Source organism: Burkholderia sp. Z1 (assembly GCF_014893795.1).
GTDB classification, from domain to species: Bacteria; Pseudomonadota; Gammaproteobacteria; order Burkholderiales; family Burkholderiaceae; genus Burkholderia; species Burkholderia theae.
On the sequence record NZ_JACFYL010000001.1, the window covers coordinates 2,262,059 to 2,276,305 of the forward strand.

Below are 14,247 nucleotides of genomic sequence, written 5' to 3' on the forward strand. Positions count from 1 at the left end.
TCAGCGCGTACGAAACCGCTCAACGCATCCGCACGACCACCTTGCCGAACGCGCCGCGTTCGAGGTGGTCGAGCGCGGCCGGCAGCGCATCGAACCCGTACTCGCGCTCGATCACTGGCTTCAGCTTCAGCCAGTCCACCGCGCGCACGAGGTCCTCGAGCGCGCGCCGGTGTGCGACGCCGATCCCCTGCACGGTCGCACGCCCCGTCAGCAGCGGATACACCGACGTCGTCAGCGCATCACCACCCAGATTGCCGATCACCGACACGCGGCCGCCCTGCACGAGCGACGACAGCGAACGCCCGAAATTGTCCGCGCCCGCGAGTTCCAGCACGTGATCGGCGCCGCGCCCGCCGGTCAGCGCGCGCACTTCGGCGGCCCAGTCCGGCGTGCGCGTGCGGTTGATCCCGTCGTGCGCGCCGAGCCGCTTCGCGCGCTCGAGCTTCTCGTCGCTGCCCGACACGACAATCACGCGTGCCCCCTGCGCATGGGCGATCTGCACGGCGAACAATGCCACGCCGCCCGTGCCGATCACGACCACCGTATCGCCCGGCCGTGTCGTCGATGCGTCGGCCAATGCATACCACGCGGTCAACCCTGCGCAGGTGAGCGTGCTGGCCTGCGCGGCGTCGAGCGTGCGCGGCGCGGCCACCAGCGAATCGGCGCCGAGCACCACGTACTCGGACAGCATCCCCGGCCCCGGCACGCCGAGCGGCACGCTGCCGCGCGGCTGGAGGCCGTCCTGCCAGCCGGTGAAGAACGTGCTGATCACCGCGTCGCCCGGCGCGAAGTCCGTCACGTCGGCCCCCGTCGCGACAACCTCGCCGCGCATGTCCGAACCGGGCACCAGCGGGAACGGCACGGCCATCCCCATCCCGTCGCGCAACACCAGCAGGTCGCGATAGTTCAGCGCGACGGCGTCCACGCGGACCAGCACGTCGCGCGGGCCCGGCGTCGGAACCGGGACGGCCGCGAGTTGCAGGTGTTGACGGCCAAAAGCCGGCGATTGCCAGCGATGCATGAGTGACGACATGGCGACTCCGATAACGAAAACAGAGGAGTTGGCAGGATAATGATTCCCGCAACCGCCATGTGATGCCAATTTATCGACTTATAGTAGACAAGATGGAACCAATCTCGCACGACAGGCTGGCCGGTATCAGCGCATTCGTCGCTGCCGTCGACGCCGGCAGCTTCGCGCAGGCGGCCGCCCGGCTCGGACAGACACGCTCGGCGGTCGGCAAGGCGATCGGCCGGCTCGAAGCGCGGCTCGGGACGCGGCTGTTCGTGCGAACCACGCGCAGTCTCGCGCTGACCGACGACGGCCATGCGTTCTACGAGCAATGCGCGCAGGCGCTGGAGGCGCTCGATGCCGCGCAGCACATGCTCGAAGCCGGCCGCTGCGAGGCAACCGGGCGGATTCGCGTGAGCGCGCCCGTCGTGTTCGGCCGCCACCACGTGACGCCGCTGCTGCTCGATCTGGCGGAGCAGCATCCGCAACTGCAGGTTGAAGGGCATTTCACCGATCGCGTGGTCGATTTTGCGGATGAAGGCGTCGATCTCGCCATTCGCAGCGGCGCGCTGCCCGACAGCGATACGCTGATCGCCCGCCCGCTCGGCGTGCAATCGATGGCGGTCTGTGCGTCGCCCGCGTACCTGAACACGCGGGGCACGCCGCGCGATACGGACGAACTCGCCGCCCATCGCTGCATCGTCTACCTGCGCGGCGGCCGCGCGAATCCGTGGACGCTGACAGGGCCGGACGGCCGCATCGTGCAGCCCGCGCTGCACTACCGGCTCGGCTTCGACGATATCGACAGCCTGATCGCGGCCGCCATGCGCGGCGCGGGGCTGGTTCACGTGCCCGAATGGCTCGTGCGCGATGCGTTGCGCACGGGGGCGCTGGTGCGCGTGCTGGAACACGTGTCGTCGCCCGGCACGCCGATGCATGTGGTGTGGCCCGCGACACGGTTCCTGCCACACAAGCTGAGAGTGGCGATCGATGCGGTGCTTGCCGCGATTCCGCCGCTGCTCGCGTCGTAGGCGGCCGATTTCGACGGGCTGTACGCGGCCCGTCCCGACCGCCCACGCGTCAACGCGTTACCGCGACACGACCCGGTTCCGCCCTTCCCGCTTCGCTTGATACAGCCGCTCGTCGACCACGCGCAGCAACGAGTCGACCGTGCTGCCGTCGACCCCGTATTGCGCGACGCCGACGCTGACCGTCACCTGCACGCGTTTGAAATCGAGCCCGAACGGCGAACTCGCGATCGACGAGCGCACGCGCTCGGCCGTCATGCGCGCACCTTCGAGCGGCATCTCCGGCAGCAGCGCCATGAACTCCTCGCCGCCGACCCGCGCGAGGCCGCCCGCCGGCCGGATCGCCTCGAGGCACTGGCGTACGACGCCGCGCAGCACCTCGTCGCCGATCTGGTGCCCGTACGCATCGTTGATGTTCTTGAAATTGTCGAGATCGAGCGCGAGCAGGCAAAACGGCGTGCCGTCGCGCTCGGCGCGCACCATCTCGCGTTCGACCTGCGCGATGAACTGCCGGCGGTTCGACGCGCCCGTCATCGGATCGGTCGCGGCCATGTACTCGAGCTTCTGGTTCGTGCGCCGCAGTTCCTGCAGCGCGCTCTCGGTGCGCGCCATCGATTCCGACAGCCGGCTCATCAGGTCTTCCTGGCTGTAGATCGCCGAGAACGAGCGGGTCGTCTGCAACGCCTGCACGACGCCGTAGCTGAGCAGGAAGAACCCGCCCGCGAAAATCGCGTGCGCGAGCCACCACATGTGATTCCACGGTTTGCCGAGAATGAACGCGAGCGACGACAGCGCGAACGCCATGATCGACACGCCGTAGATCACCATCAGCGGCGAGCGGATCCGCCGCGCGAGCAGCACGCCGACGTTCAGCAGCGAGAACACGAGCGCGCCGCCTTCCATCGACAGCCGCGTGCCCAGCGCGCCCGCGACCGGCGAATACGCGATGTACGCGACGGCCACGTTGACGATCACGAAGAACACGATCCACGGCAGCCACGTCCGCACGCTGGTGCGCTTGTCGAAGCGATCGGGCGGACGCGAATACGACATCAGGCCCGTGAGCAGCAGGATCGACATCACGAGCCGCGACGCGGGTCCGTACAGCAGGAACAGCCAGATATTGTGATGCGCCATCCCGGTGAACGCACCGTGCAGCGCATAGATCATCGCGAAGCCGAGAAAGCCGAGTGTAAGCCAGCGCAGCAGCGGCTCGCCGGACGACCGGTAGCACACCCACGTCACATAGGTGACGAAAGCGCCCTCGAGGGTCGCGGCCGCGATCGCGATTTCATGGAAAATGTGGCTCTCGAACACGACGTGCGGGTCGCTGAAGAACCACAGATAGGCGATCAGATACGCAGGCAGCAACGCGAATCCGACCAGCAGGCATTTCGCATAGAGCCTCGCGGCCGCGCTGACGACGCGCGGCGGTTCCCCCCCGGCTGCATAGGTCGTACTCATTCGGTCCCCGGTCGGTCTGCTGCGTTGGTTCGAACCTTCGCGGCACGGATCGCGCAACGCACGATCCGGCCCATCGTGCCGAAAGGCAAATGTCAGAGCAAGTATAGGTGGGGCAATTTGTTTGACAAGTAAGGGGAAACGGCATTGCCGGGCGCATGCCTTTTGCTTCCCGGTCGTTCCGAATGGCGGTCTTGCCGCGCCGATTCGCGTTGCGGCCGCCTGCTTCGCCGAACCGAAGCCGCGGCCGCCACCGGTCAAAAATCAGAGGATTTCGAACAGGCCGGCCGCCCCCTGCCCGCCGCCGATGCACATCGTGACGACGACGTACTTCACGCCGCGCCGCTTGCCTTCGATCAACGCATGGCCCGTCAGGCGCGCGCCCGACACGCCGTACGGATGGCCGACCGCGATCGCGCCGCCGTTCACGTTCAAGCGATCCTCAGGAATCCCGAGCGTATCGCGGCAGTACAGCACCTGCACCGCGAACGCCTCGTTCAGCTCCCACAAGCCGATGTCGTCGACCTTCAGCCCCGCCTGCTTCAACAGCTTGGGCACCGCGAACACGGGGCCGATGCCCATCTCGTCCGGCTCGCAGCCGGCCACCGCGAAGCCGCGGAACACGCCCAGCGGCTGCAGCCCTTCGCGCTGCGCGACATCGGCGTTCATCACGACGCAGGCCGACGCGCCGTCCGAGAACTGGCTCGCATTACCGGCGGTGATCACGCCGCCCGGCACCGCCGAACGGATCTTCGACACGCCTTCGAGCGTCGTGTCCGGGCGAATGCCTTCGTCGGCCGAGACCGTCACTTCCTTCGTGAACAGGCGGCCCGTCGCCTTGTCGGCGATGCCCGCGAGCACGGTGATCGGCACGATTTCGTCGCGAAAGAGACCGGCTTCCTGGGCGGCTGCGGCGCGCAGCTGCGACTGCACGCCGTACTCGTCCTGCCGTTCCTTCGCGATCCCGTAGCGCTTCGCGACGTTCTCGGCCGTCTGCAGCATGTTCCAGTAGATCTCGGGCTTGTGCTCGACGAGCCAGCCTTCCTGGATCATGTGCCGGTTCATCTCGTTCTGCACGCACGAGATCGATTCGACGCCGCCCGCGACATACACGTCGCCTTCGCCCGCGATGATGCGCTGCGCGGCGAGCGCGATGGTCTGCAGCCCCGACGAGCAGAAACGGTTCACCGTCATCCCCGGCACGGAGACCGGCAGCCCCGCGCGCAGCGCGATCTGCCGCGCGATGTTGGCGCCGGTCGCGCCTTCGGGGTTCGCGCAGCCCATGATCACGTCCTCGACGCGCGCGGGATCGAGCTTCGCGCGTTCGAGCGCGGCCGCGACCACGTGGCCGCCGAGCGTCGCCCCATGCGTCATGTTGAATGCGCCGCGCCAGGATTTCGCCAGCGGCGTGCGTGCGGTCGATACGATTACGGCTTCGGTCATGCGAGTCTCCTTCGGTCCTGCTTCATGTCCTGAATCGGATGGGGAATGCGCTACGCCGCCGGGCGCGCGCCCGCGGACGTCGCATGCGCGACGCCCGCTGCCTGCATCTGCTGCCATGCGTGCGCGAGCGACCCATTCAGGTCGATGGCGCGGCACGCATCGTTGATCACCGCGGCTTCGAAACCGGCCGCGCGCGCATCGAGCGCCGACCACGCGACGCAATAGTCGGTCGCGAGCCCGCAGCACCACACGCGCTTCGCGCCGAGTTCGCGCAGATAGCCCGCGAGCCCCGTGCGTGTCGTGCGGTCGGCTTCGACGAACGCGGAATAGCTGTCGACCTGCGCGTCGCCGCCCTTGCGGATCACGAGCCGCGCCTGCGGGATGTCGAGATCGCGATGCAGCGCCGCGCCGTCGGTCTCCTGCACGCAGTGCACGGGCCACAGCACCTGCTCGCCGTACGGCAGCGCGAGCGTGGAGAACGGTTCGCGGCCCGGATGGTTCGCCGCGAACGACACGTGGTCGCGCGGGTGCCAGTCCTGCGTCAGCACGACCTGGTCGAAGCGTCGCGCGAGCGCGTTGATCACCGGCACGACCGCGTCGCCGTCCGGCACCGCGAGCGCGCCGCCCGGCATGAAGTCGTATTGCACGTCGATCACGAGCAACACGTCGTCGGTGCGTTTCATTGCGTTTCTCCTTGCAGCGCCGCCATGCGGCGTCGTCAGCCGTTGAACCCGCGGCCGGCCTTCGCAAGCTCGGCGATCGACGGCGCGAGCTGCCACGCGTCGCCGTTCGGCGCGGCCGCGTAGCGGCGAATCGCGCGCTCGACGTTGTACAGGCCGACCACGTCCGCGTACAGCATCGGGCCGCCGCGCCACAACGGGAAGCCATAACCGGTCAGATAGACCATGTCGATGTCGGACGCCTTCGATGCGATCTTCTCTTCGAGGATCTTCGCGCCTTCGTTGACGAGCGCGAACACCAGCCGCTCGACGATCTCGTCGTCGCCGATCTTGCGCCGCTCGACGCCGCGCTCCTTCGAATACGCGACGACCATCTCGTCGACGAGCGACGACGGCTTCGCCTTGCGCTCGCCCGGCACGTAGTCGTACCAGCCGTCGCCCGTCTTCTGGCCGAAGCGGCCCTGCTCGCACAGGCGGTCGGCGATCTTCGAATACTGCAGATCCGGCTTCTCGACGTAACGACGCTTGCGGATCGCCCAGCCGATGTCGTTGCCGGCAAGGTCGCTCATCCGGAACGGCCCCATCGCGAAACCGAACTTCTCGATCGCGCGATCGACCTGCGCGGGCAGCGCGCCTTCCTCGAGCATGAACAGCGCCTGGCGGATGTACTGCTCGATCATCCGGTTGCCGATGAAGCCGTCGCACACGCCCGACACGACCGCCGTCTTGCGGATCTTCTTCGCCACCGCCATCACGGTCGCGAGCACGTCCTTCGCGGTCTGCGCGCCGCGCACGACTTCGAGCAGCTTCATCACGTTCGCCGGGCTGAAGAAGTGCATGCCGACGACGTCCTGCGGACGCTTCGTGAACGCCGCGATCTTGTCGACGTCGAGCGTCGACGTGTTCGACGCGAGGATCGCGCCCGGCTTCGCGACTTCGTCGAGTTTGCGGAACACCTGTTCCTTCACGCCGAGTTCCTCGAACACGGCCTCGACGATCAGGTCCGCCTCCTTCAGGTCGTCATAGGACAGCGTCGGCGTGATCAGCGCCATGCGCGCGTCGAGCTTCTCCTGCGTGAGCTTGCCCTTCTTCACCTGCGCGTCGTAGTTCTTGCGGATCGTCGCGACACCGCGCTCGAGCGCTTCCTGTTTCGTCTCGAGCAGCGTGACGGGCAAGCCCGCGTTGACGAAGTTCATCGCGATCCCGCCGCCCATCGTGCCCGCGCCGATCACGCCGACGCGGCGGATCTCGCGCAGCGGCGTATCGGCCGGCACGTCGGGAATCTTGCTCGCCGCGCGCTCGCCGAAGAACGCATGGCGCAGCGCGCGGCTTTCCGGCGTCATCATCAGCGCGACGAAACCTTCGCGCTCGGCGACGCTGCCCTTGTCGAAGCCGTTCAGCACGCCGGCCTCGATCGCATCGATGCACTTGTGCGGCGCGGGGAAATTCGGCGCGGCGGCCTGCGCGGAATTGCGCGCGAACTGGATGAAGCCCGCGGCGTTCGCGTGGACGATCTTGCGATCGCGCACGCGCGGATGCGGCCCCTTCTGCGCGCCGACCTTGCGTGCAAACGCGACGGCCGCGTCGAGCAGGTCGCCGTCGGCCATGTCGTCGAACAGCCCGCTCTTCGCAAGCTGCTCGGACGGCACGGGCGCGCCAGACACGATCATGTTCAGCGCGGTTTCGAGCCCAACCGCGCGCGGCAGGCGCTGCGTGCCGCCCGCGCCCGGCAGCAGGCCGAGCTTCACTTCGGGCAGCGCGACCTGCGCACCGGGCGCCGCGACGCGATAGTGCGCACCGAGCGCGAGCTCGAGGCCGCCGCCCATCACGACGCTGTGCAGCGCCGCGACGACGGGCTTCGCGCTCGCCTCCACCGCGCGGATCACGGTGTGCAGCGTCGGCTCCTGCAGCGCCTTCGGCGTGCTGAATTCGGTGATGTCGGCACCGCCCGAGAACGCGCGGCCGGCACCCGTCAGCACGATCGCCGTGACCGACGGATCCTGCGCGGCGCGCTCGAGCGCGTCCATGATGCCGAGCCGGGTCGACAGGCCGAGCCCGTTGACGGGCGGATTGTTGAGCGTAAGGACGGCCACGCCGTCGCGAGTCGAGTAATCCACTGCCATCTGCCTGCCTCCATGCATCGCGCGCCGGGGTGGCTGCGCTTCATTGTGCGCGGTCGAACAGCCGCATGTCCGGATCGAACGCAGGCAGCATACAACGAAAAAGCACGGTCGTTCAATTTGAATTTTCATCCCGATCCGGGGACGGATCGGGCGACCGGATCGCGGGCGTTACGGCTCGCCCACCGCCGTCGGCAACACGTAATCGCGGAACGTCTCGCGCAGCTTCAGCTTCTGCAGCTTGCCGGTCGCGGTGTGCGGCAGCGATTCGACGAACACGACGTCGTCGGGAATCCACCATTTCGCGACCTTGCCTTCGTAGAACGCGAGCAGCGCGTCGCGGCTCAGGTTCGCGCCTTCGCGCGGCACCACGACGAGCAGCGGGCGCTCGGTCCATTTCGGGTGCGCGCACGCGATGCAGGCGGCTTCGGCCACGCCCGGGTGCGCGATCGCGACGTTTTCGATATCGATCGAGCTGATCCACTCGCCGCCCGACTTGATCACGTCCTTGCTGCGGTCGGTGATCTGCAGGAAGCCATCGGGGTCGATCGTCGCGACGTCGCCGGTCGGGAACCAGCCGTCCGACAGTGGCGACGCATCGCCGCGGAAGTAGTGGTCGATCACCCACGGCCCGCGCACCTGCAGTTCGCCGAACGCGACGCCGTCCCACGGCAGTTCATGGCCGTCCTCGCCGACGATCCGCATGTCGACGCCGCAGATCACGCGCCCCTGCTTCTCGAGCAGCCGGCGCTGCGCGTCGAGCGGCCGCTGCGACTGCGCCCAGTTGAGCTTCGCGAGCGTGCCGAGCGGCGACAGCTCGGTCATGCCCCACGCATGGATCACGCACACGCCGTATTCGTCCTCGAACGTGCGCAGCATCGCGGGCGGACACGCGGAGCCGCCGATCACCGTGCGGTTCAGCGTCGAGAAACGCACGCCGGCTTCGCGCATGTAGTTCAGCAGGCCGAGCCACACGGTCGGCACGCCCGCGGAAAACGTCACGCGCTCGGCCTCCATCAGCTCGTACAGCGATTTCCCGTCGAGATCCTTGCCGGGCAGCACGAGCTTGCCGCCCGTGAGCGGCACCGCGTACGGCAGCCCCCACGCGTTGACGTGGAACATCGGCACGACGGGCAACACGGCGTCCATCGCGGACAGGTTCATCGCGTCGGGCAGCGCGGCGCCGTACGCGTGCAGCACGGTCGAGCGATTCGAATACAGCACGCCTTTCGGATTGCCGGTCGTGCCCGACGTGTAGCAAAGCCCCGACGCCTGCTGTTCGTCGAGATGCGGCCAGTCGTAACGGCCGTCCTCGGCTTCGACGAGCGATTCGTAGCAGAGGAACGGCGTCGCGCCGGACGGCAGGTGCGCCGCATCCGTCATCGCGATCCAGCCTTTCACGTGCGGGCACTGCGGCGCGATCGCGTCGACGAGCGGCGCGAAATTGATGTCGAAGAGGACGTAGCGGTCTTCCGCGTGATTGACGATGTACGCGATCTGCTCGGGAAAGAGGCGCGGGTTGATCATGTGGCACACCGCGCCCATTCCGCCGATCCCGTAATACGCCTCCAGATGCCGGTAGCCGTTCCACGCCAGCGTGCCGACGCGCTCGCCGGTCTCGATGCCGAGCCGCGCAAGCGCCTGCGCAAGCTGCTTCGCGCGGCGTTCGCAATCGCGATACGTGTAGCGATGCAGGTCGCCTTCCACGCGCTTCGACACGATCTCCGTATCGCCGGCGTGCCGCGCGGCATGCGTAATCAGCGAGGACACCAGCAACGGCACGTCCATCATCTGGCCCAGCAACGGCTTACCCATCGTCTTGTTCTCCCTGAAGGACGCGAATCGGTGAAGCGCCTCGAACCGGCGTGCGCCCGTCAGCGGCCCGGACAGGCGTGGCGCACGGTGCGCGGGCCGTCATGCGGGCGGCGCGGCGCCGCCTTACAATATCGGCTTACCCAGAGGCGCTCAACATGTCGTTTTCCCGAAGCGCAGCCGATACGGCTGACACCCTCCCCGACCTCGCCGCCACGCTCGGCGCGCCCGCCGACGGCGCGTTCGTGCAGCTCGGCGACGCGTTTCATACGCGACTGCCGGCCGCACCGCTTGCCGCGCCGTACGTCGTCGGTTTTTCCGGCGAAGTCGCGCAGTTGCTCGACCTGCCGCCCTCGATCGCCGCGCAACCCGCGTTCGCCGAGCTGTTCGCCGGCAACCCGACGCGCGACTGGCCCGCGGGCGCGATGCCGTACGCATCGGTCTATTCCGGCCACCAGTTCGGCGTGTGGGCCGGCCAGCTCGGCGACGGCCGCGCGCTGACGATCGGCGAGCGCACCGGCACCGACGGCCGCCGCTATGAGCTGCAACTGAAAGGCAGCGGCCGTACGCCGTATTCGCGGATGGGCGACGGCCGTGCGGTGCTGCGCTCGTCGATCCGCGAGTTCCTGTGCTCGGAGGCGATGCATCACCTCGGCATCCCGACCACGCGCGCGCTGACGGTGATCGGCTCCGACCAGCCGGTGGTCCGCGAGGAGATCGAGACGTCGGCTGTCGTCACGCGCGTGTCGGAGAGCTTCGTGCGCTTCGGCCACTTCGAGCACTTCTTCTCGAACGATCGCCCCGACCTGCTGCGCCAGCTCGCCGATCACGTGATCGACCGCTTCTATCCGGCATGCCGCGACGCGGACGATCCGTACCTCGCGCTGCTCGAAGCCGCGACACTGCGCACCGCCGATCTCGTCGCGCAGTGGCAGGCCGTCGGCTTCTGCCACGGCGTGATGAACACCGACAACATGTCGATCCTCGGCGTGACGATCGACTACGGCCCGTTCGGCTTCGTCGATGCGTTCGACGCGAACCACATCTGCAACCACTCGGACACGAGCGGCCGTTACGCATACCGGATGCAGCCGCGCATCGCGCACTGGAACTGCTACTGCCTCGCGCAAGCGCTGCTGCCGCTGATCGGGCTACAGCACGGCATCGCGGACGACGATGCTCGCGCCGAGCGCGCGGTGGACGACGCGCAGGCCGTGCTCGCGAAATTTCCGGAACGGTTCGGCCCCGCGCTCGAACGCGCGATGCGCGCGAAGCTCGGCCTCGAGCTCGAACGCGAGAACGATGCGGACCTCGCCAACAAGCTGCTCGAGACGATGCATGCGAGCCACGCGGATTTCACGCTGACGTTCCGCCGGCTCGCGCAGCTGTCGAAGCACGACGCGAGCCGCGACGCGCCCGTGCGCGACCTGTTCATCGACCGCGACGCGTTCGATGGGTGGGCGAACCTCTACCGCGCGCGGCTGTCCGAGGAAACGCGCGACGACGCGGCACGTGCGGCCGCGATGAACCGCGCAAACCCGAAATACGTGCTGCGCAACCATCTGGCCGAAGTCGCGATCCGACGCGCGAAGGAAAAGGATTTTTCCGAAGTCGAGCGGCTCGCCCAGGTGCTGCGCCGGCCGTTCGACGAACAACCGGAATACGAAGCCTACGCGGCGTTGCCGCCCGACTGGGCCGGGTCGCTCGAAGTGAGCTGCTCGTCCTGAAGCCCCAACCCGCGCGTATCGACCGACCGATCAGGAGAACCCCCATGTCCCACGATTCCGACGACAAGACCTTCCCGTACAAGAAGGACGACACCGAGCTGCGTCGCCGGCTCACGCCGATGCAGTACGAGGTCACGCAGCATGCGGCGACCGAGCGCGCATTCACCGGCGAATACACCGACACCGAGGACGCCGGCATCTACAAATGCGTCGTCTGCAGCACGCCGCTGTTCGAATCCGGTTCCAAATTCCACTCGGGCTGCGGCTGGCCCAGCTACTTCAAGCCGCTCAACGGCGAGGTGATCGACGAGAAGGTCGACTACTCGCACGGGATGGTCCGCGTCGAGGTCCGCTGCAACCATTGCGGCGCGCATCTCGGCCACGTCTTCGAGGACGGCCCGCGCGACCAGACCGGTTTGCGGTACTGCATCAATTCGGCTGCGTTAAACTTCGAGTCCCGACCCGAAAACGAATGAGCGGCGCCGGGCGGATCGACGGGGCGGCCTGCTCTCGGGCTGGCCGCCCCGATCCGCGACGGCGGTGCCTGGCGGGTCCCTACAACGGTGAAAGGCCGCGCAAGCGGCCTTTCACGCAGCTGCGAGCGCCATGAAATTTCTGTTCGATCTGTTTCCGATCATCCTGTTTTTCGCCGCCTTCAAGGTCTGGGGCATCTTCACCGCCACCGCCGTCGCAATCGTCGCGACGCTGGCCCAGGTCGCGTGGGTCGCCTTCCGGCACCGGAAGGTCGACACGATGCTGTGGGTCAGCCTCGGCGTGATCGTCGTCTTCGGCGGCGCCACCCTCGTCCTGCATGACGAGAAATTCATTCAATGGAAACCGACTGTGCTGTACTGGCTGTTTGCGATCGGGCTGCTCGCCGCGCGTTATGCGTTCGGCAACAACCTGATCGAGAAGATGATGGGCAAGCAGCTGACGCTGCCGCACCCCGTGTGGGACAAGCTGAACGTTGCCTGGGCGCTGTTCTTCGCGGTGCTCGGCGTCGCGAACCTGTACGTGGTGCACAACTTCACCGAATCGCAATGGGTGAACTTCAAGCTGTTCGGTACGACGGGCGCGATGGTCGTGTTCATCATCCTGCAGAGCTTGTGGCTCACGAAGTACCTGAAGGACGAATGACATGACGGACGCCTTTCTCCACGCGTCGCCCGACGAGCGCATCGCGCTGATCGAAGCGCGCCTCACCGCGTCGCTCGCCCCCGTGTCGCTCACCGTGCGCGACGACAGCGCGCAGCACGCGGGCCACGCCGGTGCAGCCTCCGGCGGCCACTTCACGGTCACGATCGTGTCGGCCGCCTTCGCGGGCAAGCCGCGCGTCGCGCGGCACCGGCTGGTGTATGATGCGCTCGCTGATGCGATGCAGCGCGGCATTCACGCGCTCGCGATCGTGGCTTACACGCCCGAAGAATTCAACGAATCTTCTATCTAGTCTCATTAGGAATTCCCGATGATCCTGAAATCCCCTCGCCTGTGGGTCGCGGCGGCTGCATTCGCAGCGGCGCCGGCATTCGCCCAGAACATCGCCGTCGTGAACGGCACGCCGATTCCGAAGTCGCGCGCCGACGCGATGGTCGCGCAACTCGTCCAGCAAGGCCAGACCGATAGCCCGCAGCTGCAGCAGGCCGTGCGCCAGGAACTCGTGAACCGCGAAATCCTGATGCAGGAAGCGATCCGCGAAGGCATCCCGAATCGTCCGGACGTGAAGGCGCAGGTCGCCGTCGCCCAGCAGACCGTCGTGCTGCGTTCGATGATCGAGAGCTTCCTGAAGAAGAACCAGCCGACCGACGCCGAAGTGAAGGCGCGCTACGACGACCTCGTCAAGGGCGCCGGCGGCAACCGCGAATATCACCTGCACCACATCCTCGTCGACAACGAGCAGCAGGCGAAGGACCTGATCGCGAAGATCAAGGCCGGCGCGAAGTTCGAGGATCTCGCGAAGCAATACTCGAAGGATCCGGGTTCGGGCAAGAACGGCGGCGATCTCGACTGGTCGGACCCGAAGGCATACGTGCCGGAATTCGCGGCGGCCGCGCAGAAGCTGCAGAAAGGCCAGATGACCGATGCGCCGGTGAAGACGCAGTTCGGCTGGCACATCATCCGCGTCGACGACATCCGCGACATCGCACCGCCGCCGTTCGACCAGGTGAAGGCGCAGATCGCGCAGCAGCTCGTGCAGCAGAAGCTGCAGGCGTTCGAGGAAGGCTTGCGCCAGCAGGCAAAGATTCAGTAACGCCGGCGCCAGTCGCCCGCGCATCGAAAGGCCGCTCTTCGGAGCGGCCTTTTTTCATGGTCGTGCGGGAAAGGCACAAGAAAAAGCCGCTCCGAAGAGCGGCCTTGGCGGGATCGGGCGCAAGCTGCGCGGCCGTGATCGCTACGCGTTACGCGGGATAAAACACATCGTGGTAACGAACGTCGCCCGCAGGCCGCGGCACCGATTCGTCGAACGACAGCGCGAGGAAATACTCGGGCGGCACGCCGGGAAACACGATGTCGCCGGACGGCGCGAAGCCGAAGCGCGTGTAGTACGCGGGATCGCCGAGCACCACGCAGCCGCGCGCGCCGAGCCGGTGCAACGCGTCTAGCCCCGTGCGCACGAGCCCCGCGCCGATGCTCTGCCGCTGGCAGTCGGGCCGCACCGCGAGCGGCGCCAGCCCGTACCACTGCTGCGTGCCGGCCGGCTCGCCGCCGATCGCGACCGGCGAGTACGCGACGTGCCCGATGATGCGGCCATCGCGCTCCGCGACGAGCGACACGCTCAGCGCGCCGTCCGCGCGCAGCGCGCCGTCCGCGCGCAGCGCGTCGACGATCCGCCGTTCGAACTGGCCGCCCTGCGGCTCGCCCGCGAACGCCTCGACGATCAGGCGGCCGATCGCGTCGGCCTCACTCTTGCGCTCGTCGCGCAGCGTGACGACTTCGACCGGTGCGTTCGGGTCGAACATCATCCGG

The 14,247-nt window shown here is 67.5% G+C and carries 13 protein-coding genes; 6 read left to right on the forward strand and 7 right to left on the reverse strand.

The window, feature by feature from the left end:
- Window positions 1-19: 19 nt before the first annotated feature.
- Window positions 20-1,033 (reverse strand): zinc-dependent alcohol dehydrogenase family protein, encoded by a 1,014-nt coding sequence (locus H3H55_RS10460; RefSeq protein ID WP_193098547.1) that lies wholly within the window; start codon window positions 1,031-1,033, stop codon window positions 20-22.
- Between the two features lie 92 nt (window positions 1,034-1,125).
- Between H3H55_RS10460 and H3H55_RS10465 the strand changes: the two genes are divergently transcribed.
- The gene (locus tag H3H55_RS10465; RefSeq protein WP_193098548.1) at window positions 1,126-2,043 is read left to right on the forward strand and encodes a LysR family transcriptional regulator; all 918 of its coding nucleotides are present in this window, start codon (window positions 1,126-1,128) and stop codon (window positions 2,041-2,043) included.
- 57 nt (window positions 2,044-2,100) lie between these two features.
- On the opposite strand, the gene H3H55_RS10470 is transcribed toward H3H55_RS10465, so the two are convergent.
- From H3H55_RS10470 to H3H55_RS10490, 5 genes are all read right to left on the reverse strand, one after another.
- The gene (locus H3H55_RS10470; protein ID WP_193098549.1) at window positions 2,101-3,504 is read right to left on the reverse strand and encodes a GGDEF domain-containing protein; all 1,404 of its coding nucleotides are present in this window, start codon (window positions 3,502-3,504) and stop codon (window positions 2,101-2,103) included.
- 261 nt (window positions 3,505-3,765) lie between these two features.
- Entirely contained in the window at window positions 3,766-4,944 is a 1,179-nt protein-coding gene (locus H3H55_RS10475; protein WP_193098550.1) for an acetyl-CoA C-acyltransferase, read from the reverse strand.
- A gap of 50 nt (window positions 4,945-4,994) precedes the next feature.
- Window positions 4,995-5,627: a bifunctional nicotinamidase/pyrazinamidase gene (gene pncA, locus H3H55_RS10480; RefSeq protein ID WP_193098551.1), complete on the reverse strand. Its 633-nt coding sequence runs from the start codon at window positions 5,625-5,627 to the stop codon at window positions 4,995-4,997.
- A 35-nt stretch (window positions 5,628-5,662) separates the two neighbouring features.
- Window positions 5,663-7,747 (reverse strand): 3-hydroxyacyl-CoA dehydrogenase NAD-binding domain-containing protein, encoded by a 2,085-nt coding sequence (locus tag H3H55_RS10485; RefSeq protein ID WP_193098552.1) that lies wholly within the window; start codon window positions 7,745-7,747, stop codon window positions 5,663-5,665.
- 168 nt (window positions 7,748-7,915) lie between these two features.
- Window positions 7,916-9,559, reverse strand: coding sequence for a 3-(methylthio)propionyl-CoA ligase (locus H3H55_RS10490; protein ID WP_193098553.1), 1,644 nt, complete (start codon window positions 9,557-9,559; stop codon window positions 7,916-7,918).
- Between the two features lie 155 nt (window positions 9,560-9,714).
- Between H3H55_RS10490 and H3H55_RS10495 the strand changes: the two genes are divergently transcribed.
- From H3H55_RS10495 to H3H55_RS10515, 5 genes are all read left to right on the forward strand, one after another.
- Entirely contained in the window at window positions 9,715-11,283 is a 1,569-nt protein-coding gene (locus H3H55_RS10495) for a protein adenylyltransferase SelO (protein ID WP_193098554.1), read from the forward strand.
- A gap of 44 nt (window positions 11,284-11,327) precedes the next feature.
- On the forward strand, window positions 11,328-11,759 hold the full coding sequence (gene msrB, locus H3H55_RS10500) for a peptide-methionine (R)-S-oxide reductase MsrB (RefSeq protein ID WP_129512339.1): 432 nt from the start codon (window positions 11,328-11,330) through the stop codon (window positions 11,757-11,759).
- Window positions 11,760-11,889: 130 nt separating this feature from the next.
- On the forward strand, window positions 11,890-12,420 hold the full coding sequence (locus H3H55_RS10505) for a septation protein A (protein ID WP_011352350.1): 531 nt from the start codon (window positions 11,890-11,892) through the stop codon (window positions 12,418-12,420).
- A 1-nt stretch (window position 12,421) separates the two neighbouring features.
- Window positions 12,422-12,730 carry a BolA family protein gene (locus H3H55_RS10510; RefSeq protein ID WP_048248478.1) on the forward strand — a complete coding sequence of 103 codons (309 nt, stop codon included), beginning with the start codon at window positions 12,422-12,424 and terminating at the stop codon, window positions 12,728-12,730.
- 18 nt (window positions 12,731-12,748) lie between these two features.
- Complete coding sequence (locus H3H55_RS10515; RefSeq protein WP_129512340.1) at window positions 12,749-13,531, forward strand: peptidylprolyl isomerase; 783 nt, start codon at window positions 12,749-12,751, stop codon at window positions 13,529-13,531.
- A gap of 148 nt (window positions 13,532-13,679) precedes the next feature.
- On the opposite strand, the gene H3H55_RS10520 is transcribed toward H3H55_RS10515, so the two are convergent.
- A complete protein-coding gene (locus H3H55_RS10520; protein ID WP_193098555.1) occupies window positions 13,680-14,243 on the reverse strand; it encodes a GNAT family N-acetyltransferase in 564 nt (187 codons plus the stop codon).
- Between the last annotated feature and the right edge of the window lie 4 nt (window positions 14,244-14,247).